General features: G+C 58.6%; 27 protein-coding genes and 1 tRNA gene. 10 read left to right on the forward strand and 18 right to left on the reverse strand.

The features are described from left to right. Window positions 1–3: 3 nt before the first annotated feature. Genes BN77_RS09785 through BN77_RS09795 form a run of 3 tightly spaced genes read right to left on the reverse strand, consistent with a single transcriptional unit; the run spans window position 4 to window position 1,096 of the window. Window positions 4–363 carry a YciI family protein gene (locus BN77_RS09785; RefSeq protein WP_007531109.1) on the reverse strand — a complete coding sequence of 120 codons (360 nt, stop codon included), beginning with the start codon at window positions 361–363 and terminating at the stop codon, window positions 4–6. A gap of 3 nt (window positions 364–366) precedes the next feature. Beyond that, on the reverse strand, window positions 367–726 hold the full coding sequence (locus BN77_RS09790) for a YciI family protein (RefSeq protein ID WP_007531111.1): 360 nt from the start codon (window positions 724–726) through the stop codon (window positions 367–369). A 10-nt stretch (window positions 727–736) separates the two neighbouring features. Next, the gene (locus BN77_RS09795) at window positions 737–1,096 is read right to left on the reverse strand and encodes a YciI family protein (protein WP_007531112.1); all 360 of its coding nucleotides are present in this window, start codon (window positions 1,094–1,096) and stop codon (window positions 737–739) included. A 147-nt stretch (window positions 1,097–1,243) separates the two neighbouring features. Here BN77_RS09795 and BN77_RS09800 point away from each other — a divergent pair, with 147 nt between their 5' ends. Further along, on the forward strand, window positions 1,244–1,465 hold the full coding sequence (locus BN77_RS09800; protein ID WP_007531114.1) for a hypothetical protein: 222 nt from the start codon (window positions 1,244–1,246) through the stop codon (window positions 1,463–1,465). Window positions 1,466–1,473: 8 nt separating this feature from the next. Here the strand turns inward: BN77_RS09800 and BN77_RS09805 are convergent, their stop codons facing one another. Further along, the gene (locus tag BN77_RS09805) at window positions 1,474–2,970 is read right to left on the reverse strand and encodes an AMP nucleosidase (protein ID WP_040677011.1); all 1,497 of its coding nucleotides are present in this window, start codon (window positions 2,968–2,970) and stop codon (window positions 1,474–1,476) included. Between the two features lie 93 nt (window positions 2,971–3,063). Next, a complete protein-coding gene (locus BN77_RS34090) occupies window positions 3,064–3,240 on the reverse strand; it encodes a hypothetical protein (protein ID WP_007531119.1) in 177 nt (58 codons plus the stop codon). A 155-nt stretch (window positions 3,241–3,395) separates the two neighbouring features. Between BN77_RS34090 and BN77_RS09810 the strand changes: the two genes are divergently transcribed. Then, window positions 3,396–4,094, forward strand: coding sequence for a glutathione S-transferase N-terminal domain-containing protein (locus BN77_RS09810; RefSeq protein ID WP_007531121.1), 699 nt, complete (start codon window positions 3,396–3,398; stop codon window positions 4,092–4,094). A gap of 58 nt (window positions 4,095–4,152) precedes the next feature. On the opposite strand, the gene BN77_RS09815 is transcribed toward BN77_RS09810, so the two are convergent. Further along, window positions 4,153–4,491 carry a DUF2147 domain-containing protein gene (locus tag BN77_RS09815; protein ID WP_007531123.1) on the reverse strand — a complete coding sequence of 113 codons (339 nt, stop codon included), beginning with the start codon at window positions 4,489–4,491 and terminating at the stop codon, window positions 4,153–4,155. Window positions 4,492–4,928: 437 nt separating this feature from the next. Between BN77_RS09815 and BN77_RS09820 the strand changes: the two genes are divergently transcribed. Then, window positions 4,929–5,195, forward strand: a complete 267-nt coding sequence (locus tag BN77_RS09820; protein WP_007531125.1) for an SEL1-like repeat protein — start codon at window positions 4,929–4,931, stop codon at window positions 5,193–5,195. A 130-nt stretch (window positions 5,196–5,325) separates the two neighbouring features. On the opposite strand, the gene BN77_RS09825 is transcribed toward BN77_RS09820, so the two are convergent. Then, on the reverse strand, window positions 5,326–6,438 hold the full coding sequence (locus BN77_RS09825; protein WP_007531127.1) for a pyridoxal phosphate-dependent aminotransferase: 1,113 nt from the start codon (window positions 6,436–6,438) through the stop codon (window positions 5,326–5,328). Window positions 6,439–6,532: 94 nt separating this feature from the next. Next, on the reverse strand, window positions 6,533–6,928 hold the full coding sequence (locus BN77_RS09830) for a hypothetical protein (RefSeq protein ID WP_007531129.1): 396 nt from the start codon (window positions 6,926–6,928) through the stop codon (window positions 6,533–6,535). A gap of 471 nt (window positions 6,929–7,399) precedes the next feature. On the opposite strand from BN77_RS09830, the gene BN77_RS09840 reads away from it, so the two are divergent. After that, window positions 7,400–7,846, forward strand: coding sequence for a baeRF12 domain-containing protein (locus BN77_RS09840; protein WP_007531131.1), 447 nt, complete (start codon window positions 7,400–7,402; stop codon window positions 7,844–7,846). Between the two features lie 52 nt (window positions 7,847–7,898). Here BN77_RS09840 and BN77_RS09845 read toward each other — a convergent pair whose 3' ends face one another. Beyond that, complete coding sequence (locus tag BN77_RS09845) at window positions 7,899–8,231, reverse strand: hypothetical protein (protein ID WP_040677675.1); 333 nt, start codon at window positions 8,229–8,231, stop codon at window positions 7,899–7,901. A gap of 333 nt (window positions 8,232–8,564) precedes the next feature. On the opposite strand from BN77_RS09845, the gene BN77_RS09850 reads away from it, so the two are divergent. Beyond that, window positions 8,565–9,002, forward strand: coding sequence for a glyoxalase superfamily protein (locus BN77_RS09850; protein WP_007531136.1), 438 nt, complete (start codon window positions 8,565–8,567; stop codon window positions 9,000–9,002). 64 nt (window positions 9,003–9,066) lie between these two features. Then, window positions 9,067–10,434 (forward strand): MATE family efflux transporter, encoded by a 1,368-nt coding sequence (locus BN77_RS09855; RefSeq protein ID WP_007531138.1) that lies wholly within the window; start codon window positions 9,067–9,069, stop codon window positions 10,432–10,434. 39 nt (window positions 10,435–10,473) lie between these two features. Here BN77_RS09855 and BN77_RS34095 read toward each other — a convergent pair whose 3' ends face one another. The 8 genes from BN77_RS34095 to BN77_RS09890 form a co-directional block, all read right to left on the reverse strand. Next, window positions 10,474–10,632, reverse strand: coding sequence for a hypothetical protein (locus tag BN77_RS34095; protein ID WP_007531140.1), 159 nt, complete (start codon window positions 10,630–10,632; stop codon window positions 10,474–10,476). Window positions 10,633–10,734: 102 nt separating this feature from the next. Then, the gene (locus BN77_RS09860; protein ID WP_007531142.1) at window positions 10,735–11,568 is read right to left on the reverse strand and encodes a helix-turn-helix transcriptional regulator; all 834 of its coding nucleotides are present in this window, start codon (window positions 11,566–11,568) and stop codon (window positions 10,735–10,737) included. A gap of 54 nt (window positions 11,569–11,622) precedes the next feature. Next, complete coding sequence (locus tag BN77_RS09865) at window positions 11,623–11,838, reverse strand: DUF1127 domain-containing protein (protein WP_007531144.1); 216 nt, start codon at window positions 11,836–11,838, stop codon at window positions 11,623–11,625. Window positions 11,839–11,929: 91 nt separating this feature from the next. Continuing rightward, entirely contained in the window at window positions 11,930–12,724 is a 795-nt protein-coding gene (iolB, locus tag BN77_RS09870; protein WP_007531146.1) for a 5-deoxy-glucuronate isomerase, read from the reverse strand. A 45-nt stretch (window positions 12,725–12,769) separates the two neighbouring features. Next, window positions 12,770–13,687, reverse strand: coding sequence for a myo-inosose-2 dehydratase (gene iolE / locus BN77_RS09875; protein ID WP_007531148.1), 918 nt, complete (start codon window positions 13,685–13,687; stop codon window positions 12,770–12,772). Window positions 13,688–13,749: 62 nt separating this feature from the next. Next, window positions 13,750–15,600 (reverse strand): 3D-(3,5/4)-trihydroxycyclohexane-1,2-dione acylhydrolase (decyclizing), encoded by a 1,851-nt coding sequence (iolD, locus tag BN77_RS09880; protein WP_007531150.1) that lies wholly within the window; start codon window positions 15,598–15,600, stop codon window positions 13,750–13,752. A gap of 23 nt (window positions 15,601–15,623) precedes the next feature. Continuing rightward, the gene (locus BN77_RS09885; RefSeq protein ID WP_007531152.1) at window positions 15,624–17,552 is read right to left on the reverse strand and encodes a bifunctional 5-dehydro-2-deoxygluconokinase/5-dehydro-2-deoxyphosphogluconate aldolase; all 1,929 of its coding nucleotides are present in this window, start codon (window positions 17,550–17,552) and stop codon (window positions 15,624–15,626) included. 105 nt (window positions 17,553–17,657) lie between these two features. Further along, window positions 17,658–18,521: a MurR/RpiR family transcriptional regulator gene (locus tag BN77_RS09890; protein WP_007531154.1), complete on the reverse strand. Its 864-nt coding sequence runs from the start codon at window positions 18,519–18,521 to the stop codon at window positions 17,658–17,660. A gap of 204 nt (window positions 18,522–18,725) precedes the next feature. Here BN77_RS09890 and BN77_RS09895 point away from each other — a divergent pair, with 204 nt between their 5' ends. The 4 genes from BN77_RS09895 (at window position 18,726) to BN77_RS09910 (ending at window position 23,087) form a co-directional block, all read left to right on the forward strand. Next, window positions 18,726–19,841 carry a Gfo/Idh/MocA family protein gene (locus tag BN77_RS09895; RefSeq protein WP_007531156.1) on the forward strand — a complete coding sequence of 372 codons (1,116 nt, stop codon included), beginning with the start codon at window positions 18,726–18,728 and terminating at the stop codon, window positions 19,839–19,841. 84 nt (window positions 19,842–19,925) lie between these two features. Beyond that, complete coding sequence (locus BN77_RS09900; RefSeq protein ID WP_007531159.1) at window positions 19,926–21,143, forward strand: NAD(P)/FAD-dependent oxidoreductase; 1,218 nt, start codon at window positions 19,926–19,928, stop codon at window positions 21,141–21,143. Between the two features lie 80 nt (window positions 21,144–21,223). After that, window positions 21,224–21,314: transfer RNA gene (locus tag BN77_RS09905), tRNA-Ser, on the forward strand. Window positions 21,315–22,031: 717 nt separating this feature from the next. Then, entirely contained in the window at window positions 22,032–23,087 is a 1,056-nt protein-coding gene (locus BN77_RS09910) for a porin (RefSeq protein WP_007531162.1), read from the forward strand. Window positions 23,088–23,177: 90 nt separating this feature from the next. Here BN77_RS09910 and BN77_RS09915 read toward each other — a convergent pair whose 3' ends face one another. Further along, window positions 23,178–24,065, reverse strand: coding sequence for an alpha/beta fold hydrolase (locus BN77_RS09915; protein WP_007531164.1), 888 nt, complete (start codon window positions 24,063–24,065; stop codon window positions 23,178–23,180). Between the last annotated feature and the right edge of the window lie 39 nt (window positions 24,066–24,104).

A 24,104-nucleotide genomic window follows, 5' to 3' on the forward strand; every position in this document is an offset into this window, starting at 1 on the left:
GGGTTACTCCGGTAGAGTCAAAATCCGCACCGGGCGGACTTCCACAGCTCCAATTCGGGCGCAGGGAATTCCAGCGGCAATAGCTTTTGCCTCATTCATGTCAGATGCATCGATAACGTAGATGCCGGCCAGATGCTCTTTCGTTTCGACATATGGGCCGTCCGTCACGCTAATCTCGTTGTTGCGCACCCGAAGGACGACAGCCTTGTCTGGCGCTTCGAGAGCATCGGCATGGATCAGCGTGCCACGATCACGCAAGCCTTCGTCGAAGCTGAAATGGGCGCGAACAACGGCTTCGGTTTCGGCCGGAGTCTGACGACCGTCAACATCAGCGGAATTGAAGATCAGGCAAACATAGCGCATGGGTTATCTCCCGTCCTTGATGGAATAGCCGGGACGGATCTCGATCGAGGCGTACTTTAGTATAGGAAGCGTGGAGACGATCGTCTTGGCTTCTTCCATATCGGCTGCTTCGATCAGTATGAAGCCGCCGAGGTGCTCCTTGATTTCGGCGAAAGGACCGTCGGTTGCCGTGGTGACGCCTTGCTTGATACGAAGCGTTACGGCCGTTTCGGGCGCGCGCAACGCAAGCGCGGCCTGGAAGACACCACGCTCCTCCCAGTAATTGTCGCTCACGATGCACTCCTGTGTCAGAGCATCCCACTCCTCCTGCGGTACGAGCTTGCTCTTTTCAGTGTCGAACCAAATCTGGCAGAGATATTTCATGACGTCTCCCTCAGGTGTGAACTGGAATATCGTAGATCGGTCTAACTTCGATTGAGCCGAGTTTCGCGAGTGGGATGCCGGCGGCAACGCGAATGGCATCATTCAGATCTTTCGCATCGATGAGAATGAAGCCGCCGAGCTGTTCTTTTGTTTCTGCAAAGGGGCCGTCCGTCACCGACATTTCCCCGTTGCGAACGCGGACAGTGATGGCGCTCTTCGGTGATTGTAGCGCGTGGGCGGTAAGCATGTGACCGCTGGCGACCAGATCATCGTCGTAGTCAAGGGACGCTCTGTCGAGGCTCCTTTTCTCGTCATCGGTCATGGCCTCAAGCGTCGCAGGCTCGAACCACACTTGGCAGAGATACTTCATCGTTGGCTCCCCGTTGGCGGCATCAATCATTGGACGAGCAGCCTAGGGGGATTTCGACAGCAAGCGAATAAATCTTTTTGCGTGAGTTTGCGTCGAAACGAGCCGGCCCGCTTCGACAAAGGTCGTCAACAACATGGAGTGACGACAATGAATCTTTTCGAGATTGCGCTGGCGAATTGCATCAGAGAAAGTCGCCAAGAGAATAGGCAGCGTCATTGGGCCGATACGACGCCGTCAACGACGCGGGCCATGATCACCCGGCTTGCTGCGGTTGCTGTCGTTCTTTCAGTCGCTATCCTGGCGCTGAATACCGAAGGCGAGCGCTACGAGCGGCAACTCGCCATCACCGTTGCCGCCACTCGCCAGTAAGCAAACGACTATTGGAAGGCTGTTTCGAAGAAGCTCCTGAGCTTGCGAGAATGCAGCGCTTCCGGCGGCATTGCGGCAAGCTTCTGGATTGCGCGGATGCCGATCTGCAGATGCTGATTGACCTGCGTCCTGTAGAAGGCAGTTGCCATGCCCGGCAGCTTCAATTCACCGTGCAGCGGTTTGTCCGATACGCAGAGCAGGGTGCCGTAGGGCACACGGAAACGGAAGCCGTTTGCGGCAATCGTGGCCGACTCCATGTCGAGTGCAATGGCGCGAGCCTGGGACAGGCGCTTCACCGGGCCGCGCTGATCGCGCAACTCCCAGTTCCGGTTGTCGATCGTGCCGACCGTGCCGGTGCGCATGATACGCTTCAGCTCGAAACCTTCATAACCCGTTACCTCTGCCACGGCCCCCTCAAGGGCGACCTGCACTTCCGCCAGGGCCGGAATGGGCACCCAGACCGGCAGATCGTCGTCCAGGACATGGTCTTCGCGCATATATGCGTGTGCCAGGACGTAATCGCCCAGGCGCTGGCTGTTGCGCAGGCCCGCGCAATGGCCGAGCATCAACCAGGCATGCGGGCGAAGCACGGCCACATGGTCAGTGATCGTCTTGGCGTTGGACGGGCCGACGCCAATATTAATCATCGTGATACCGCCATGTCCCTTCTTTTTCAGATGGTAGGCAGGCATTTGCGGCAGGCGTGAGAGTGTAATGCCGGTCTCGGGCTGACTGGAACCGGCATACGTGACGATGTTGCCCGGCTCGACGAAAGCCGTATAGCCATCGCCCCCTTCAGCCATCAGCTTCCGTGCCCAAGTGCAGAACTCGTCGATGTAGAACTGGTAGTTCGTGAACAGTACGAAATTCTGGAAGTGCTGAGCGCTGGTCGCGGTGTAATGGGCAAGTCGCGCAAGCGAATAGTCGATACGCTGGGCCGTAAAGGCCGCGAGCGGCGAAGGTTCGCCCGGCGGGGGAATGTATTCGCCATTTGCGATTTCGTCGTCTGTCGTATTCAGGTCCGGTGTGTCGAACAGGTCGCGCATCGGAATGTCCATGAACGTCGCGGCTGAAGCCTCGACGTGTGCGCCTTCTCCGAAAGCAAAGTGCAGCGGAATAGGCGTTGTCGATTCAGAGACAATGACAGGAACGCTATGATTTTTCATCAGCAGACCAAGCTGCTGCTTCAGATAATGCCGAAAGAGCTGCGGTCGAGTGATCGTCGTCGTATAGATTCCAGGCGCGGTGACGTGGCCGTAGGACAGTCGCGTGTCGATGTGGCCGTAACTGGTCGTCTCGATGCTCACTTGCGGATAGAAGGCGCGATAGCGCGAGGTTGTCGGTGCGCCTTTGGCAAGCCTAGCGAAGCTATCAATCAGGAAGGTAGTGTTGCGCTCATAGAGTTCCGTCAGAGCATCGACAGCCTTCACCGGATCGTCGAAGGTTTGCGGAGCAAAAGGAGAGGGGGACGAAATATCGAGAGGGGAAGAGATTCGTTTGTTCATGCGCCATTATAGGGTGTTGTTTTTAACAAGCAAACGACGCGGCAGAGAGGATTGCGTAGTTTTGAACACAGCACATTCAGACGTTCGATCGGGTCAGTGGCTTGTTCGGCAGAATGGGCTGGTGGCGTCGAAGCACGTATAGTTGGCTCCGAAGTGAGACTGTGCGCCGCCCCCTGCGTTCCGATTGACGGCAGCTGAGAAGCTGACGGCAAAGACCGCCGCAAAGAGTGTGATGATGGTGAAACGTCTTGCCAAAATGAGCATATCCATGACTTTGCCCCGGTCTCGCCCTAGCGTTGAGACAGTTTTGCCACGTTGTGGCTGAACCAGTGCTGAGATCATGGTTCATCAGGCGTTCAGGAAGCCGGGCAGCTTGAAGCGTGGCCGCCGCTTATTATCTCTGTAGTCCCCAAAGGAGATTTTTCATGACGGCACCGATTGAGCTTTACTATTGGCCCACCCCGAATGGCTGGAAGATCAGCATCATGCTCGAGGAACTCGGCGTTCCTTACGAGGTCAAGTACGTCAATATCGGGCGGGGCGAGCAATTCGTGCCGGAATTCCTGAAAATCGCGCCGAATAACCGGATGCCGGCGATCATCGATCCGGACGGTCCTGGCGGCGAACCGATCTCGGTGTTTGAATCCGGTGCGATTCTCCAATATCTCGGTCGCAAGTTCGGAAAGTTCTATTCGACGGACGAGCGCACACGCGTCCAGATCGAGGAGTGGCTTTTCTGGCAGGTGGGCGGATTGGGCCCGATGGCTGGCCAGGCACATCACTTTCGCGGCTATGCGCCCGAGAAGATCGAATATGGCATCAACCGCTATACCAATGAAGTGAACCGCCTGTACGGCGTGATGAACAAGAGGCTGGCGGAGCGCGAATATCTCGCCGGCGACTATTCGATCGCCGACATGGCCTGCATTGGCTGGGTGATTCCGTACGAAAAGCAAGGACAGGATCTCAACGAGTTTCCCCACCTGAAGCGCTGGTTTGAGACGATGACGGCGCGTCCGGCCGTCATTCGCGGTACAGAAATCGGCAAGGAAGAGCGTGAACGCAGCAACCTTGCAAACGACAAGGAAGCACAGAAAATCCTCTTCAATCAGCGCGCCCGCTGACCGGACATAGGAACGCGCCCGGCCAGGTTTGCGGGCGCTTCTTTTCGAGAGCGGCCTTTTACAGCCGCGTCCAGGTCTGCGATTTGCAAAGCACGTTGAGGACGCAGCCCTTCATTTTCAGTGAGTTTCCGAGAATGTTGCCCGATCCGCTGTAGGTCTTGTCGTTGGCCGGATCCGTGATCTGGCCGGTATAGGTCTCGCCGCTTCCTGCGAGCGTTCCGATCTTCTTGCCGGCATACTTGCCGGTCTTCAGCACGATGCAGTAGCTGGCGCCGCAGGATGCAATATGGGCGGTATCCCCCGCTGCCGTCTTCCAATTGCCGACGATCGGCTCGTCCGCAGAGGCTGCTCCGGCGGCAAGCATCAATGCGCTGGCGAGAAAAAGTGTGCGGATCATTCGTTCCTCCCTGATGTCCCGGCAGGAAAATATATGACGCGAACGTAAACGTAAATATCGTTTTTGCCGCTGATAAAGGGTGTTTTGATAGCGGCACAAGCGACAAAATCGTGCGTTTCGGCCAGTTAATGCTGATTTCGTGGTGAACGGAAGGTTAATTTTCAAATCTGAATATTTAGTAAAACTATGTCGAAAATCCTTAATCCGCAAGGATTGCGATGTTTAACAAAAATCCAATTTTACCAAGCGTTTGCACTTTGTTTGTCGCAAATTAATCATGCATTTTAGGCGTTTTTTGAAGGGGCGTTGGCATAGTGGGGCCATTCCAACGAGCGGGGAAAACTCGCCAAACCGAAGGGTACAAAAGCCGCGATAGACGGCGGGGCCCGGAGGTAAAACAGGGTAAGTCGATAACAGGCTAAACAGGGACAAAACCGATGGCACGCTTTGAAATGCACAATGCTGAAACGGCCACCATGGATGGCGGGAACAACGCCGACATCTTCTGCGAAATGGGTCTGATGTATGCGACTGGCCGCGGCTGTGCCGTGGATCTGGTCGCCGCTCACAAGTGGCTGAACATCGCGGCGATCAAGGGCAACGACCGCGCCGCAGAGCTTCGCGCGGACGTTGCCGCGAACATGGACAAGATGCAGATCGTAGAGGCGCTAAGGGCTGCCCGTGAATGGATGACGATCCATTAAGGCTGGTTTCTCCGCCAACGCGGACATGACAATAACGTCAAAAAAGGACTGGCGGATCTTGGATTAGGTCATGACCAGATAACCAACCGCGACCGACCGGAACAAGGCCGGCGCGGTTCCTTGCATCGACTTAGCCCAATGCACTGAGCACTTGCGGCAGTGCTTCCTCGAAGAGCGCCATGTCTGCTTCCGGCCCGACGCTGACACGGATGCAGCGATTAAGCGGCGCAACACCCGGCATGCGAATGAAGACGCCATGCTGCATAAGGCCGTCGACGATGGCGCGTGCATAGGTGCCGTCACGTCCGGCGTCGATCGCAACGAAGTTCGTCGCCGAGGCAAGCGGAAGCAGATTGTTGGCTTTGGCAATACGGGCAATCCGGTCGCGCGCGCGGTGGATATTGGACACCACCTCGGTGAGGTAGGCCTGATCCCTCAGCGCCGCCAGCGCTGCCACCGTCGCCAGCCGGTTCATCCCGAAATGATTGCGGATCTTGTCGAATGCACGCGCCGTACCAGGGGTCGAAATGACATAGCCTACTCTCGCGCCAGCCAGGCCGTAGGCTTTCGAGAAGGTGCGCGTGCGAACGATGTTGGGACGATCGATGAGCGCGTCGATCGCAGGCAGAGATCCGGCTGGTCCGGTTTCGCTGTAGGCCTCGTCGAGAATCAGCATGGTGGTTTCAGGTAGTGCGCGGGCAAAGGCAACAATGCTTTCTGCATCCCACCAGCTTCCCATCGGATTGTCCGGATTGGCGAAATAGACAAGAGGCGCGTTCTCACGTTTTGCGGCTTCGAGAAGGCCGTTGAGATCTTCGCGATCACTGGCATAGGGCACGGTGACAAGCCGCCCGCCGAAGCCCGCAACGTGGAAATTGAAGGTCGGATAGCCACCGAGCGACGTGACGACAGGTGCGCCTGGCTCGATGATGAGCCGAACAATCTGGCCGAGCAGTTCATCGATGCCGCCGCCTATCGCGATGGAGTCGATTCCAATGCCAAGATGATCAGCGAGCGCGTCCCTCAGGGCGTGGTTTTCTGGGTCGTTGTACTTCCAAATATCACCAGCTTGATCGCGCATGGCGGCAAGCACCGACGGGGCAGGGCCGAAGCCATTCTCGTTGGCGCCGATGCGCGCCTTGACGTGAAGGCCGCGCTGACGCTCGATTGCTTCTGGGCCTACGAAAGGAACTGTCGAGGGAAGGGCGCTAGCAAGCGGCGTGAAGCGCGAGAAGGCGGACATGCTGGAGCGATTTCCTGAATGCTGTGAAAAATCGCACCAACAATAGGCCCTGCTACCGCCAAGGCAAGAAACATTATTCCCGGGAGTGGGCGATTTATATGCGCACGACCCCGCGCGCCTCAATCGCTTCGACGTTGCCGGCCATGAAGTCGGCGCGCACGACGCGACGCAAGACTTCTGGGTCGATGGTATTGATGAACCGCACGCCGATGCGTTCGCTGTTACGATAGACTTCCGCGCAGCCGATACGATAGGCGAGGCCCAGGATGTTGAGGTAATAGTGTTTGGGCAGCCCGGCGGTCGATGCTACGACAAACGTCGCGCCACCGCGTGAGATATCGACGATCTCGGCACTGCGGATGGAAATGCCCGTGAGGCAGGGTCGAACCGCCACGATTCGCGCGGGCCTTCTCACGTTGAATTGTTCCCAGCGCGTGTCGTAAACCGCGGATTTCACGGTCGCAAGGTGTGTGGCGCGAAGCATCGACATCCCGCGGGTCTCCGTTGAACCAAGATCATCCCGGTCCTCTTCGATTGAGCCTCACACGAATGCTTTGCGCAATTGTCAAAGAAGAAAATACAATTTTAGCAAAGCAGCCATTTTCGTCTGTTTGCGTGCCCAACCGAATGTTCGAGCAGTCAACAATCCAACTGCTGCGGACAGCGCGATGGCAACGTGCCACGCAGGTCCCATGCGAGCGTAGCGAGATAGTGATGCCATATATCTTGCCAGCCATATCGCATCCGAGCGACCCGCTGGTCGAGGAGCCTAGAGAGGCCGATGCTGCAATCTTCATCAGATTGATTCCGTTCTGCCTAATCGCCGTTACACGCTGAACAGCGATTGGATCGCCAAGCAACCCAATTGTCGCGAAGTGTCATCGAACTCTTTGTCAGCTTGCACGTTTGACCAATGTCGGCGGCGCGCGCGACGCTCCAAAATTGCAGCGAGGAAATCCAAATGATAGATGTCAGAGTTCCGTCAAAATCATGGGTGGTCGTTTGCGATGGCGCCAAGGCATTGATCCTGCAAAATGCAGGCGATGCAGAATATATGAACCTGAAGGTTGAGGAGATCTTATCCCAGCCGAATGAGCCGGATCGGGAAATTGGCACAGGCAAACCTGGTCGAACGCATGCGGCAGATGGCTTGAGCGGCAGTGCCGTGCAACAAACAGATTGGCATGAGCAGGCAGAAACGGAGTTTCTGAAGCGGGTTGCGGCGAAGATGGACGTCCTTGTGCGGGAGAAGCAGGCGCGTCGCATCGTCCTCGTCGCGCCACCAAGGGCACTCGGAACCCTGCGCGACAATCTCACTCCAGACGTTCAGGCTGCAATTTCGGCTGAGATTCCAAAAGACTACATCAATTTGCCGGTCGACCAGATTGAACGGCATCTGGTGGCCTAGTCAGACTTCAAGTGGTGGATTGGATAGGGACTTCGCGGTTGGTATCCGCTTCTCAGCTTTCGAAATTCAGCCGCAGGACATGATGCAGGAATTCCGGGTTGATCAGCATGTTGAAGCTGATCGTCACCAGTTCCCCCTCGCGCTTGACGACCGTCGAACCAATCTCGTCGTGTATGCCGAGAATCTCAAGGAAGAAGTGGTTGGGCACTTCGATGTTCGGGCTGACTTCCAGCACTGCGCCGGCAAGCGTGATCGTGCGGATAAGGCAGCGGACCTGCGTTCCGGTGCTGAGGTGATGTCCGACGAAGATGATCTTGCCAGGACGATCGAGCAAAAATTCCCGGTAAGCCTGCTCGGGTTGCGGGTGCTCTGTGTCGAGGTGCATCTGAAAGGCCATGGTAGCCTCCGCTTGTTATACGCTTCGAGGTTAGCGCAAGATTGCTGACAACTTCTGAAGAATCTCTCTACAATCTGAAGCTTATGCCTGTCTGGAGAGCGGAATGGCTCATTATTGGGCAGGCGGATTGGTCCGGCTTGACACGCCGCCCGCCTTCAAGCATATCCAGCACGGCTCGAGGCGCCGGCCGCTCGCGGACGACTAGTCCATGGTGAAGTCCCCGATATCATTCAGTCACAGCCAATTGGTGCATGCTGACTGCAGGCAATGCGAGCTCCCTTGTGACGGTCGAAATGGCATGCCTTCCGAAAGGCTGAATCCGTGACCACTGCATATCCCGCAATTGAAGAGCTGAAATCGCAAGCCAAGCGCCTCCGCCAGGCGATGGAAGCACGCGGTACAACAGTTCCACACAGTGTTGCCCTTGAACTCGTTGCCCAGCAGCACGGCGTTCGCGACTGGAACACACTATCCGCTCTGGCGACCCGGCCGAACGAGGAGGCGATCGCGGCCCTTTCTGTCGGATCCAAGGTGCGTGGTCGCTACCTGAATCAGCCGTTCAGCGGCAAGATCCTGGCACTTTCGGCGCAAGGCGGCGGACTTTACAAGATCACCCTCCACTTCGATGAGCCGGTGGACGTCGTGACCTTCGAGAGCTTCTCGGCTTTCCGGCAGCGCATCAATGCGCAGGTCGACGGCAACGGCATATCGCCGCGCAAGACGTCGAACGCCGTTCCCCACCTCGTTCTCGACATTTGAGCCATCCGTTTTTCCTCTTGGCGCAGCGTATTCTTGCTTGCGTCTACGCACTTGGATTCTTCCCATGCAAAACCACAGTGAACGGAACACATTCCTGACTGCGCCGCTGCCGGTCGTCTTCGCCCGCACCGCAGCCCCAATCATCATGATCACCACTCTCAACGGCCTCTTCGCCGTCGTCGACGGCTATTTCCTCGGTGCCTATGTCGGCCCCGCGGCGCTCTCGGCTGTCACGCTGATCTTTCCCGGGCTGCTGATGATCATCGCCCTGCAATCCCTCGTCTCAAACGGCATGGCGAGCATCCTCGCCCGCCAGATCGGCGCTGGAGACGGGCCAGCGGCCCGCCGGACATTCGGCACGGCGCATTGGCTGGCGATCGCTGTTGTCGTGCTGATCAACCTTGCCTATTGGAGCTTCGGCTGGCGGATCGTCGATGCGGCCGCCGAGGGCGATATGGCAGTCGCCGCTAATGCCAGGTCTTTCACGGGAATCATGGTGGGTTCTTCTGCCGTCGCCTTCTTCCTGTCGCTGAACATCGATGCGCTTCGCTGCGAAGGTCGGATCGGCTTTATGACGGTGGTGACGCTCGCTGCATCACTCCTCAACATCGCGGCCAACTGGTTTTTCATGGCTGTGATGCAGTGGGGCGTTGCCGGTTCTGCGATCGGTACCGTTTCGGCTCAGGCGATATGCCTAGTCGTAATCCTCACCTTTCGCTACCGCAGGACTGGTGTCCTGCGGCCGGCGGGCGGCGGTGCGGCGGGCGAATGGAGAACCATTCTCGCCTTGGGCATGCCCATGAGCCTCGGCTTCATAGGGATGTCTCTGAGTTCATCGGCCATCATCTACAATCTTACGCTCTGGAGCAGGTCCGACTACGCAGCAACCATCGCCGCCTACGGGATCATCACCCGGATCATGACCTTTGCCTATCTGCCGTTGCTTGGCCTTAATATCGCCTTCCAGACAATATCGGGCAACAACTTCGGTGCAGGGCTCTCCGATCGTGTTGGCCGCAGTCTGCTGATCGCGATGGTTTCGGCGTTCGTCTATTGCGCATTGCTTGAGCTGATCGCTAAGCTGCTGGCCGCGCGTTTCGGGGCGATCTTCGTCAGCGATGCTGTCGTGATTAGAGAGGTAAGGCGCATTCTTCCCTGGACGGTCGGCTGCTATTTCCTCTTTGGGCAGATGATCGTGCTCTCGGGCTACTTCCAGTCGATCGGTGATGCAAGGCGTGCGGCGATTTTCGGTCTGTCTCGGCCCTATCTCTTCACACTTCCCCTGACCTTCCTCCTGCCGCACCTCTTTGGCGAGATGGGCATCTGGATGGTGCCGGTCTTTGCGGAACTGTGCATGTTCTTGCTTGCTTGTTGTGTGCTTCTTTACTTGGCGAGAAAAAGAGGTTGGCGTTACGGCCTGCTGCCTGTCTGAGTGTCGGAAAGCCGCGCCTGACGGGGCGCGGCTTTCCGTTTAGTCTTTGCCGGTGGCGGCGTTTTTCGCCGTCTCCGCTTCCTTCAGCGCCTCGGCGCATTCCTGGCAGCAGACCTCGACGGTCTTGCCTGCGAGTTTGACGCTGATCGCACCCGGTCCGAGTTCGCAGTCGCATGCAGCACAGGTGGTCTTGTTCATGGGGATGATCCTCTGGGTTTGGTGTGTCCCTTTCGGGGACAGGATCATAAGACCACTGCGGGCGCTGTTGCCGCTGTCGAATTCTTTAGCGATCTTTGTCCATCACCGCCGAAGTCGGGCGGCGCGCTGGAATTCCGCCGGCGTCTGACCATAGGTTTGGCGGAACAAGGCGGTGAAATGGCTATGGCTGGAAAAGCCTAGATCGAGGCCGAGCGCCGTCAGATCCTCATACCGGCCGAGAAGATCGAGAGCCCTGGCAAGGCGCAGCCGCAACTGGTAGCGATAGAGAGGCGTGGCTTCGACCTGCTGAAAGACCTGTGTGAGATATACCGGCGACACACCTACTTCCGCCGCGATTTCTCCAAGCGTCCATCGCCGCGACAGATCGGAGGAGAGCACCAGCTTCGCTCGGTCGACGAGCTTCTGCCGTCCCGCGCTGGCGCCTGCCACATGTGATGTTCTCTCGCCGAGCGAGCGGCGAATAAGCGTGAGCGCCAGCGTTTCAGCTTCCAGCGTCTCGGCCGCCTTGCGATGGAGTCCATGGCGCAGCAGCGCCACGAGCGCCTGTGCACGCGGATCGATCCGCCGCCGCTGGCGCCGGAAGCCAAAGAGCTCACCGGGCTGTATCTGATCTCTGGGCGCCAATTCAGCGAGCAGCGCTGCGTCGACGGACAGGTCGATGCAGGCGTCGCCGCCTTCGACAGGATGACTGATCCGGTAGCCTTGGCCGGCATTGAAGAACAGCATCTGATTGGCTTCCGCCACGGTCTCGTTGCGCCCGACATGGCGCATGAAGACGCCCCTGTAGGGATAGACCAGGCTTGTCTTGTGGGCGCATTCCTCGTCACTCCTGTGCCGGCATTCGCCATTGCAGAGGACGTCGCGGATCGCGAGGGTCCTCGTCTTCAAGAGCAGCTCGGTCGAAAATTGCGCCATAATGATTTCCGCAAGTTGTATGCAAGGAGCCTACTAGCGGCATCCTAGCACAGTTCAGTCGCGGCAATAGACATGAACGTCGCTTTCGGTCTGATAGCGGGACAGACCGATGTCTTTCAGTTGCTCGTCGGAAAGCTCCATCATGGCGTTCAGGTTGCGCCTGTCTTTCAGCTTCCGGACGATCCAGCGGAAAAGGAAGAGCAGCGCGGCGAAGAGCCGCGATTGCGAGCGATGTGCGTTGGCACTAAGAATAGCGGGGGAGCCGTGCATGGTAATTCTCCATCGGTTCGATCTCGATGGAAGCAGTGAACCATCTGCACGGCTCGCCCGCTGTCAGATTATTTAGCGATTCTACGTCGTCTTATTTCAGCAGCCATGCGTGCTCTGGCTGGTTGTGAAACTTCCAGACCCGCTTCGGGCCGGCCATGACGTTGAGATAATAGAGATCATAGCCATGGATGGTGGCGCAGGGGTGATAACCCTTCGGCACCAGCGTCACGTCACCATTTTCCACCGCCATCGCCTCGTCGAGCGAGCGATCGTCGGTATAGACACGCTGGAAGGCAAAGCCTTGCGGCGGGTTCGTGCGGTGGTAGTAGGTTTCCTCCAGCAGGCTCTCATTCGGCAGATTGTCCTGGTCGTGCTTGTGAGAGGGGTAGGAGGAGGTGTTGCCGTTGGGCGTGATGACCTCAACCACCAGCAGCGAGTGGGCAGAGTTGTCGTCCTCGGGCATGATGTTGGTCACGAGACGCACATTCGAGCCCTTGCCGCGCTGGAATTGCGGATGCACGCCAGGCGGGATGAGCTTCGCCTTGTAGTCACCGCCACCTGGCGCCGAGCAGACGGCAAGTTCCAGATCGGTTTGCGCCGTCACCGACCAGCCGGAGCCGGCCGGCACATAGAGCGAATGCGGCGCCCCCTCGAACGGGCTCATACGCCCGCCGACGGAACCGAAATCCTCTCCAGCGGCGGTTGCCTTGCCTTTGCCGGACACCCAGACGAGGCAGACTTCGCGGTCGCTGGCTTCGCCGGAGACCGTCTCGCCCGGCTTCAGGCGGTGCAGGTCGAAGCCGACATAGGTCCACCCGGCTGTTTCCGGTGTGACATGGGTGACGCGGCCGCGGTCACCCGTTGGCTTTACGAGAAGGTTCGGCATGAACATATCCTCCAGTTCATTCAATGCTCTTGTGCAGGAGGAACGCTATCCCTTCGGAAAGCCTTCGGTTTCCACCGTGTAGCCTGCCGCGGTCATGACGCGCATCAGTTCGGCATGGCCGATCTCTGCCATCTTCTGCGGGGGTGCATTACGCGGATCCTGCTCTGCCTCGACGACGAACCAGCCCTCGTAGCCATAATCGGCAAACCGCTTGACTATTGCTCCGAAATCGAGCGAGCCGTCGCCAGGCACGGTGAAGGCGCCGAGCGCCACCGCATCGAGGAAAGACTGCTTGCTGCGGTCGAGCCCGTCGACGACGGCTTTGCGGATGTCCTTGACGTGAACGTGATTGATGCGGGCGTGGTGATTGTCGATAGCTCGCAGCACGTCACCGCCGGCAAAGGCCAGGTGACCAGCATCGAGCAGGAGCGGAATGCCGTCACCCGAGTTGCGCATGAAGGCGTCGAGTTCCGGCTCGGTCTCGACGACGGCCGCCATGTGATGGTGATAGGAAAGCGGCATGCCCTGCTCGGCACACCATTCGCCAAACTGCGTGACCTTGCGCGCATAAGCCTTCATCTCGTCATCCGAGAGGCGCGGCTTGGTCGTGAGCGGCTTGGAACGGTCGCCCTGGATTGAACGGCCGACTTCCCCATAGACAATGCAAGGCGCGTTGACGGCCTTGAAGAGTTCGATCATCGGCGCGATGCGGTCCTTGTTGGCCGAAAGATCCTCGTCAACAAGCGTGCCGGAGAACCAGCCACCACAGAGCGTCACATCGGCGGCGCGCAGGATCGGCAGCATCTCGGCGGGATTGTTGGGAAAGCGGCGGCCCTGTTCCATGCCGGTGAATCCAGCGCTGCGCGATTGGCGCAGGCATTCTTCCAGAGATACGTCGTCGCTGAGCTCAGGAAGATCGTCGTTCCACCAGGCGATCGGCGACATGCCAAGTTTGGCCTTCATCAATAGTCTCCTTAAAGGCATTGTTGGGGGAGCGGGGCCGCTCCTCCCATGAAATTGGTCGATCAGCCGATGCGCTGGGCGGCGCGCGCCTTGACGTAAGCCGCATGCGCCTTGTTGACCTGCTCGCGTGGGCTGACCTCGGGAACGGCAACGTCCCACCAGTAGCCGCCGGCTTCCGTCGTAACCAGCGGATCGGTGTCGATCACGAAGACCGAGGTGCGATCGTTCTTTTTCGAGTCGGCAATCGCTTTCTCGAGCTCGGCAATCGAAGCAACCTTGACTGCAATCGCGCCCATGCTCTCGGCATGTGCTCGGAAATCGATATCCGGCATGACCTCGTAGTGCGCGTCCTTCAGCAGGTTGTTGAAGTTCGCGCCACCGGTCGCCATCTGCAGTCTGTTGATGCAGCCGTAGCCTCGGTTGTCGAGCAGGACGATGTTGAGCTTCAGGCCGAGCATGACCGACGTCGCGAGCTCGGAATTCAGCATCATGTACGATCCGTCGCCGACGAGAACGAAAACTTCCTTCTCTGGATGCGCCATCTTGGCGCCAAGGCCGCCCGCAATCTCGTAGCCCATGCAGGAGAAGCCATACTCCATATGGTAGCTTCCCGGCGCAGTCGCCGGCCAGAGCTTGTGCATCTCGCCCGGCAGACCGCCGGCGGCGCAAAGGCCGATTGCCTTTTCGAGATCGATAGAGCGCGTGACGGCGCCGATCACCTGGGCGTCGGAGGGCAGGGCGGCATTGGTGCTCGCCATCACCTTGGCGGCGGCGTCCATCCAGACCTTCTTTTCCCGTTCCGCCTTCTCCGCCAGCGCAGCCGGTGCCTTCCAGCCAGCAAGCCCGCTAGAGACAGCCTTCAACCCTTCGCGGGCATCGGCCACCAATGTCTGGCCATCGTGCTTGGCGGCATCGTATGCAGCAATGTTCAAGCCGAGAATCTTCAGCTTCTCGTTCTGGAAGAGCGCCCAGGACCCGGTCGTGAAGTCCTGGCAGCGGGTGCCGACGGCAACGATCAGGTCTGTTTCGGCTGCAATTGCATTGGCCGCCGATGTGCCGGTGACGCCAACGGAGCCAAGCGCCAGCGGATGCCGCTCGTCGATCGCTGACTTGCCGGCCTGCGTGACGACGACGGGGATGCGGTGTTCTTCAGCAAACGTTGTGAGTTCCTTGGTGGCCTGCGAATAGAGCACACCACCGCCGGCGATGATGACGGGCTTTTCGGATTTCTTGATGAGAGCGATGGCGTTTGCCAGCTCGTCGGCGTCCGGGCGCGGACGACGCGTGGTCCAGACGCGCTCCTCGAAGAAGCTCTCGGGGTAATCGAAGGCTTCAGCCTGCACGTCCTGGCACAATGACAGCGTGACCGGGCCGCAATCAAAGGGGTCGGTCAGCACCTGCATGGCGCGCTTCAGCGCCGAGATGATCTGTTCGGGCCGGGTGATGCGGTCGAAATAGCGGGAAACCGAACGGAAGGCGTCGTTCGCCGAAACCGTGCCGTCGCCGAAATCTTCGATCTGCTGCAGCACCGGATCCGGTGCACGGTTGGCGAAAACGTCGCCAGGCAGGAAGAGAACCGGGATGCGGTTGACGTGGGCGACGCCAGCGGCCGTCACCATATTGAGGGCACCAGGGCCGATCGAGGTCGTGCACGCCATGAAACGCTGGCGGAAGTTCGCCTTCGCATAAGCGATGGCCGCGTGCGCCATGCCCTGCTCGTTATGAGCGCGATAGGTCGGCAGTTCGCCACGGACCTGGTAGAGCGCCTCGCCGATGCCGGCCACATTACCATGCCCGAAGATCGCCCAGACGCCGCCGAAGATCGGTATCTTCTTGCCGTCGACGAGCGTCATCTGCTTCTTGAGGAAATGCGTAACGGCCTGAGCCATCGTCAAACGTACAGTCTTGCCCATGAGGCACCTCCCAAATGCTTTAGTTAATGTAGACCGCGGGTTTTCAACCAGGCCTCGGTCAATTGGCGGAAGCGTTCGGCCATGTCAGCGATCGCTTCTTCATCATTCAACGTGCCGGAAAGCCAACCGCGTGCTGCGTCCGCAAAAATCGTGCGGCCGACGGCAAAACCCTTCACGGAAGGAGCCGCCAATGTCGCCTCGAAGCCTTTCACCAGCTCGTCAGCCGGAGCCTCGAGACCGAGCAGCACGATCCCGCGGCACCATGGGTCGTTCTTGGCGATCACCGCGTCGATCTTTTTCCAGGCAGCTGTCGAAGCCTGAGGCTCGAGCTTCCACCAGTCGGGCTTGATTCCGAGGGCATAGAGCTCTTCCATCGCCGTCGAGATCGTGTCGTCGGTCAATGGTCCGTTCTTGCTCGCGATGATTTCGATGAGCAATTCGCGGCCAACCTTGCGGGCGGCTTCAAATAGCGTGCGCAGCTTTTCCTGCTGCTCGGTCTTAAGCGCTGCCGGATCGTCCGGATGGTAGAAGCACAGGCACTTAATACAATGGTCGAGCGGCCATTCGACGAGCTGCGAGCCGATGTCCTGGCTGAATTCGAAGCGTAGCGGCTTGGACCCTGGCAGTTCCACCGGGCGGCCGATCCAGGCGAAGTTCTTGGTTGCCGCATCGAAAAAGGCGTCGCGCCCGAAGCGCTCATCAATCAGCATGCCGTAACCGTCGCGGCCATCGGCAACACGCGCGGCGGCTTCCACGGCAAGACGCTTGAAGGCGACGATTTTCTTGTAGTCGACGCCGAGCTCATCGCAGACGCTCGTGAGCTGCGAGCGATGGTCGATCGCCAACGCCATGAGAAGCGGAATTTCGCCCTTGCGAGTTGAAGCCCAGTGGATTTGGTTGATTGCTTCGTCCTTGCGCAAGGCGCGGTGCTTGCTGCCGTGCTTCAGGAAGAAGTCGAGCTCGGCCCACGTCGGATACTCCGGCGAGCAGAGCAGACGGGAGACCGCGAAAGCGCCGCAAGCATTGGCCCAGGTGGCACAAGTCTTCAGCGGCTCGTTCTTCAGCCAGCCGCGCAAGAGGCCCGACATGAAAGCGTCGCCGGCGCCGAGCACGTTGAACACTTCGATGGGGAAGCCTTCGCCGACAATGCCATCTTCCAGATTGTCGCTGATCGGACCGTCATAGACGATGCAGCCCATGGCGCCGCGCTTTAGCACGATCGTTGCCGGCGACAGACGGCGGATTTCCTTGAGTGCGCCGAGCACGTCATCGGCACCTGACGCAATCAGGATTTCCTCTTCCGTCCCAACGATCAAATCGCAGTCTGGAAGGGTTTCCTTCATCTTGGCTGAGACACGGTCGGATTTCACATAGCGCTCGAAGCCTTCAGCATGGCCTGCAAGACCCCAGAGGTTCGGCCGATAGTCAATGTCGAATATCACCTTTCGGTCGTTGGCCTTGGCGATGCGGATGGCCTTTCGCTGTGCGGCTTCCGTGTTCGGCCGGGAGAAATGTGTGCCCGACACAAGGACGGCGCGCGACGACTTGATGAAGCCTTCATCGACATCGTTTTCGTCGAGCGCCATGTCGGCGCAATCCGAGCGATAGAAGATCATCGGAGACACGCCTTCGGCTTCGACGGCGAGAAGCACCAGCGCAGTGAGACGCTCCTTGTCGGTCTTGATGCCCTTCGTCTCGACGCCTTCGCGTGCGGACTGCTCAATGATGAAGCGACCCATCTGCTCGTCGCCGACGCGGGTGATCAGGCCCGATTTGAGGCCGAGGCGCGCCGTCCCGATCGCGATGTTGGCAGGGCAGCCGCCGACAGACTTGGCAAAGGAGCCGATGTCTTCGAGCCGAGAGCCGATCTGCTGCCCGTAGAGGTCGACAGACGAGCGGCCAATCGTGATCACGTCAAGTTCCGGCTGCGAGCCCAGGTTCGGTTGTGCCATGATGTCCTCCCGCTAGATTTTTAGCTACGACTTGGCGCCTGCTGATTGCTCATAATGAAACATCGGTTCCGTCTTGATGTCAATTCGGAATGTTTGTTCCATTTTTCATTTTGTCGATTTTGCGTGTGTACGCTTGCGCCGCCGCTCGGCGATTGCAACCGGGAGCGCCATCGTCAAGGCCATCGAGGCGGAGAGCGAACGAAAACCGGCAAAGTCTGCCTCAGCCACCTCGAACCAGCAGGTGGCGCGGGCGGCAAGCGGCGAAAACGCCGAATCGGTGATGGCGACAACAGGCACGCCGCGATCGGCCAACGCTTCCGTCTGGCTCAGGCTATCAGCCGCATAGGGAGAGAAGCTTGCCGCAATCGCTGCATCTTTCTCAGTCGCGAATTGCACCATTTCCGGATCGACGCCGTTCGGCGAGGCGACGATCTGGTGCCGGATATTCAGCTTCGAGAAGGCATAGGTCATGTGCGCTGTGAGCGGATACGAGCGCCGCTTGGCAATCAGATAGATCGTCTCGGCAGCCGCGAGAATATCGACGGCTTTGGTAAAGGTGTCCGTCTGTACCGTGGCCGCGAGCCGGTTGACCGATTGGTTTGCGGCCGAAATGAAGCCGGAAAGCAGGTTGGCGTCCTCGTCCTCGCCGCTTGCCTGCTCCAGCGTCACAAGCCGCTCTTCATACGTCAGCGTACGGTCGCGCAGGCGCTCGCGAAAAATGCTCTGAAGGTCGGAGAAACCCTCGTAGCCGAGGTGGTGCGCCAGGCGCACCAGGGTCGACGGCTGCACAGCAGATGCCGCGGCGATGCTGGCCGTCGTGCCGAAGGCGATTTCGTCGGGGTTACCGAGTGCAAAAGCTGCGACCTGTGCAAGTCGCTTCGGCATGGTTGCTTTGCGTTCGATGATAATGCTGCGCAGGCTCTCGAAGTCGCGCGGAACCCTGGCGGGCGTTTTGCTGTCACTGTCCATGCACGCTGTCCATCGAACGAAATAAACATTCCATAATTACGAGCATAATTGATTTTAATGCGCGAGCCCAATTGTTTTTATTCCATTGAAATCCAAGTGTTTTGAACAGTTTTCAGCGGAGCCACAGCAACGGTATGCGGGAGGGCTGCTTGTCAAAATGATCTAAATATTCCAAAAATTCGGCCGGCATCTGGAGGAGATACGATGAAATCACTGGGAATCGGTCTGATTGGCACCGGCTATATGGGCAAATGTCACGCCCTCGCATGGAATGCGGTAAAGACCGTGTTCGGCGATATCGAACGCCCGCGCCTGATCCATCTGGCGGAAGCCAATGGCGACCTTGCCGAGAAGCGCGCATCCGAGTTTGGCTTCGAGAAAGCAACGGCCGATTGGCGCACCCTGATCGCCGATTCCGAAGTCGATGTCGTGTCGATCACTACGCCGAACCAGTTCCACGCGGAGATGGCCATTGCTGCGCTTGAAGCCGGTAAGCATGTCTGGTGCGAGAAACCGATGGCGCCGGCATACTCCGACGCCGAGCGTATGTTGAAGACCGCGAGGGCCGCGGGCAAGGTCGCCGTTCTCGGCTACAATTATATTCAAAATCCCGTCATGCGGCATATCAGGGCGTTGATCGAGCAAGGAGCGATCGGTGCGGTCAATCACATCCGCGTCGAGATGGATGAGGACTTCATGGCCGATCCCAATGCTTTCTTCTATTGGAAGAGTGAGCTTTCGGCCGGATACGGGGCGCTGGATGATTTCGCCGTGCATCCTTTGTCCTTGCTCTGGTACCTGTTCGGCCACGTAGAGGCCGTCATCACGGACATGGTGAAGCCCTACGGTAGCCGGCCGCTGAAGGAAGGCGGGCGCCGCGATGTCGAGAATTACGACGCGGCCAACGTGCTGATGCGTCTGGGCGGCGGAATCTCCGCTGTGCTGATGGCAAACCGCGCAGCCTGGGGCCGTAAGGGGCGAATCGCGCTGCAGATCTTCGGCTCGAAAGGCTCGATCGCTTACGATCAGGAGCGCATGAACGAATTCGAACTTTATCAGGCGGAAGGCCGCGCCTCGGAGCAGGGCTTCCGCAAGATACTGGCCGGCCCGGCGCATCTGCCTTACGACCGCTTCATCCCAGCGCCTGGGCACGGGCTCGGGTTCAACGATCTGAAAATCATCGAATGCCGCGAATTGATCCGCGCAATTTCCGGTGAGCCGTCGTCGATCGTGACATTCGAAGACGGTCTTAGGATAGAGAAGTCTGTTCACGCCATGGCACAGTCATTCCACGAGCGCCGCTGGATTGAGATCGAATAGGTCGCTTTGCTTCCGGTTGACGGCGCTGGAGGCAGGGCGTAGGCCTTTGCTCGAACGGGGCGACTGCATGCTGGGAGTAAGAACGTGACGGACAGACTGGTGATCATCGGCGCGGGGCAGGCGGGCTTTGCATTGGCCGCCAAACTGCGCGCACTCAAGGACACGCGACCAATCACCATCATCGGTGCGGAAGACGCGCTGCCCTATCAGCGGCCGCCCCTTACAAAGAAATATCTCCTCGGCGAGATGACATTCGACCGTCTGCTCTTCCGACCGGAACACTGGTACGCCGACAACAATGTCGAAATCAGACTTTCCACATGGGCCGAGCAGATCGTCCGCGACAAGAAGCAGGTCCTGCTGCAGGACGGTTCTGTGTTGGACTACGGCACGCTGGCACTGACGACCGGCTCGACGCCGCGAGCGCTGCCCGCATCAATCGGCGGAGATCTCGAAGGTGTCTACGTGGCCCGCGACAAGCGCGATGCGGATCTGTTGGCCGAGGAGATGCGCCCGGGGCGTCGCGTGCTCATCATTGGCGGTGGCTATATCGGCCTGGAGGCGGCTGCTGTCGCTCGTCACCGCGGTCTCGAAGTCACCGTCATCGAGATGGCCGACCGCATCCTCCAGCGTGTCGCCGCCAAGGAGACGGCCGACATCATGCGGGTCATTCATGAAACCCATGACGTCGTCATCCGGGAGAAGACGGGGCTCAAGCACCTTGTTGGCCATGCAGGCCGGGTCGTTGCTGCCGAGCTTTCCGACGGGTCGACAATCCAGGTCGACTTCGTGATCGTCGGCATCGGCGTCGTTCCGAACGACCAGCTCGCCAAGGAGGCCGGTCTCGAGGTCGCCAACGGAATCATTGTGGACGAGTTTGCCCGCACATCTGATCCGTCGATTTTCGCTGCCGGCGATTGTGCAGTCCTGCCGTGGCAAGGTGGACGGATTCGCCTAGAATCGGTGCAAAACGCCGTCGATCAGGCCGAGGCCGTTGCCGCCATCATCGCCGGCGGCAACGAAGCATACGACCCCAAGCCCTGGTTCTGGTCGGACCAGTATGACGTGAAGCTGCAGATCGCCGGGTTCAATATGGGTTATGACGACACTGTCCTGCGCCCGGGCTCGCGCGACGGCGCCCATTCGATCTGGTATTTCAAGAATGGGTCGTTTATCGCCGTTGATGCGATCAACGACGCCAAGGCCTATGTCAGCGGCAAGAAGATGCTGGAATCCGGGATCAATCCTGACAAGGCGATCATTGCCGATGCTTCCGCCGATCTCAAGCAACTGTTGAGCTGAGGTCGGTCGCCCCAGCATCAGGTGAAAAAGCCGAAAAAGCGCTTGCGTCACCTGTCGAATGACTCTATCAGGCTCCCACCGGAGAGGTGGCCGAGTGGTCGAAGGCGCTCCCCTGCTAAGGGAGTATACGTCAAAAGCGTATCGAGGGTTCGAATCCCTTCCTCTCCGCCATCACGATTTTTGTCCGACCCGGAGACATAGGTAGCAGATCGTCCCCAAGACATGGTAGCTCCTTGGGCCGATAGGGTTCGGCAAATGTTCAAGCCTTCATGTCTCGTCATCGACGTATCGCAGATCGCAATCCATAGGCTTGTCAGCTCGTCAAAACGTCACCGATCTCTCCGGTCTGGCACGTCAATGTGTTCTGACTACTACGGCGCGATCCTGGCTACCACTTGGGCGCTTGGCACTCCGAATCTCGCGTCAGCAGAATCGAACTGAGAATCATCCTTCGTCAGCGAAACTGATTCTGCTTAGGATTGAAGCTGTAGCCACGGGGCGGGCGCCAACTCTTGTCATCCGCATCTCACCCAAAAGACCCGAATCCGGCAAGAAACTGGTTCCAATGTGGCACAATCCACAGCCCCACATCGTTGCCCGAAGCCGGTAAACTCCCGCAGAATCAGGGGTTTCTTAATAAAGTATAAAGAAACGGGAGCGGCGCGTGCCGCATTTGTGACCTTTCAGCAACAGCGCATGCGGAAGGCTGTCGCAAATACCCCAAACGGGCAAGTTGGTGATTGCGTGACAGTCCCGGTCTTGTATTTTCAACTTCGGAAGCGAGGGCGGTTGATCGTCCGACTTCTTGAAACATGGGGATGGGGCAGGGAACGCTGCTCTAACGGCGAAAAACCCAGACCCGATCGAAACTTTGAATTGGAGGTCAATATGAACATCAAGAGCCTTCTTCTCGGCTCCGCTGCTGCTCTCGCAGTAGTTTCCGGTGCTCAGGCTGCTGACGCTATCGTTGCTGCTGAGCCGGAACCGGTTGAATACGTTCGCGTCTGCGACGCTTACGGCACTGGCTACTTCTACATCCCGGGCACGGAAACCTGCCTGAAGATCGAAGGTTACATCCGTTTCCAGGTAGATTTTGGCAAAGATCAGTCTGATCACGGCAATCCTGGCCCTGGTGGCTTTCCGGAAGGCACGTCTGACTGGGATGCGTTTACCCGTGGTCAGGTTCAGTTCACGGCCAAGAGCGACACCGAGTATGGTCCGCTCACCGGCGTGATCGTTCTGCAGGCAAACGCTGATGCTGCCAACAGCGCGTTCCAGAACACCAAGCTCGACTCGGCTTACATCGACATCGCCGGCTTCCGCGCTGGTCTGTTCTACAGCTGGTGGGACGATGGTCTCTCGGGTGAGACGGACGTTCTCGCAAGCCACGAGACGCTGCACAACTCCATCCGCTATCAGTACGAGTCTGGCGACTTCTACGCCGGTATCTCGGTTGACGAGCTGGAAGACGGCCACTACAATCCTGGCGAGAACCCGAACAACGTTGGTGTTGCCCTCGGTCTCGGCGGCAAGGCCGGTGCCTTCACCTATCAGGTTACCGGTGGCTATGACACCGACAATGAAGAAGGTGCGATCCGTGGCATGGGTACGGTTGCAATTGGCCCGGGCACGCTCGGCCTCGCAGCGGTCTGGGCATCTGGCGGCAACTCCTACTACGATGCTTCCGAGTGGACCATCGCAGCTGAGTACGCCATCCAGGCGACTGACAAGTTGAAGATCACCCCCGGTGCTCAGTATTTCTGGAACTACGGCCTCGAGTCCAACAACCAGGATTTCGCCGACGGCGACGCTTGGAAGGTTGGTCTGACGCTTGACTACCAGATCACCGACAACTTCTACGCCAAGGCTTCGGTTCAGTACCTCGACGGTGACGACATCGACGACCAGACGACTGGCTACTTCCGTCTGCAGCGTGCATTCTAATCTGATCTGACTGATGTCAATCAGGAAAGCCCGGCTTTCGAGCCGGGCTTTTTCATTTCAGTCGGGTTGGAAGCTCGCTTGCCTAATTAATTAGATCTCCTGCAGAAACCCTTTTAAGCGCCGAAGCGTCGGCTCAAGATGAAGCAATGGTGCATGTCCCTGATCAATTGCCTCCAGCACCGCAAGCGACGGGTTGCGGACTGCCATTTCGGCAATCGTCCTCTCCGAGAGAAGATCGGAATTTTGCCCCTTGATGAGTAAGATCGGGAAAGCTGCCAGCCCGTCGTAATATTGCCAGAAATCAGGCAGCGGCCGGTCGAAATCGATCGTTTGCAGTTGAGCGGCAATGGCGGGATCGAAGTCGGCCACGGGTCTTTCGTCCACGTCGCGATAGATTGCGGCTGCCATCTCCTGCCAATCAGGCTCGTGGAGAGCGGGGAAGTGCCGCCCGTGGCAGGCCTTGAGAAATGCGACGGCTTCCGGCCAATCGCTCGGCGGCACGGGAAAGTTCAGGTAGTCTCGAATGCGCTTCAGGCCGTTGGCTTCGATCTTCGGCCCGATGTCGTTCAGAATGACCGCTGCAATCAGATCCGGCCGCATCTCAGCCAGAAGATGAAGAATTAGCCCACCGCGGGACGTTCCGATGAAGATGGCACGGTCGATTGCGAGATGCTGGCAGGCCGAAATGACGTCCCGTGTTTCGACGCCGAGATTGTAGTTGGTCTTGTCGAGATCCCAAGCGGAGCGGCCCCGTCCACGATAGTCCAGGCTGACGACGCGTCTCGGTGTCGCCGCGTCGGTGGACAGCAAGAGCGCCAGCTGGTGAAAGTCACGGGAATTTCGCGTCAAACCCGGGAGGCAGACGATCGGCCAGCTGCCCGCCACCTGTGGACCGCCATAGTCCCGCGCATAGAGCCTCAATCCATCTTCCGAGAGGTAGGTTATCGCTCGGAAGCCGTCATCTTTTGTCTCGCCCACTCGCATCGTCCCGGTTATACGAGGCACAGATTAGCGAGG

This window comes from Rhizobium mesoamericanum STM3625, from assembly GCF_000312665.1.
In the GTDB taxonomy this organism is placed as follows: domain Bacteria; phylum Pseudomonadota; class Alphaproteobacteria; order Rhizobiales; family Rhizobiaceae; genus Rhizobium; species Rhizobium mesoamericanum.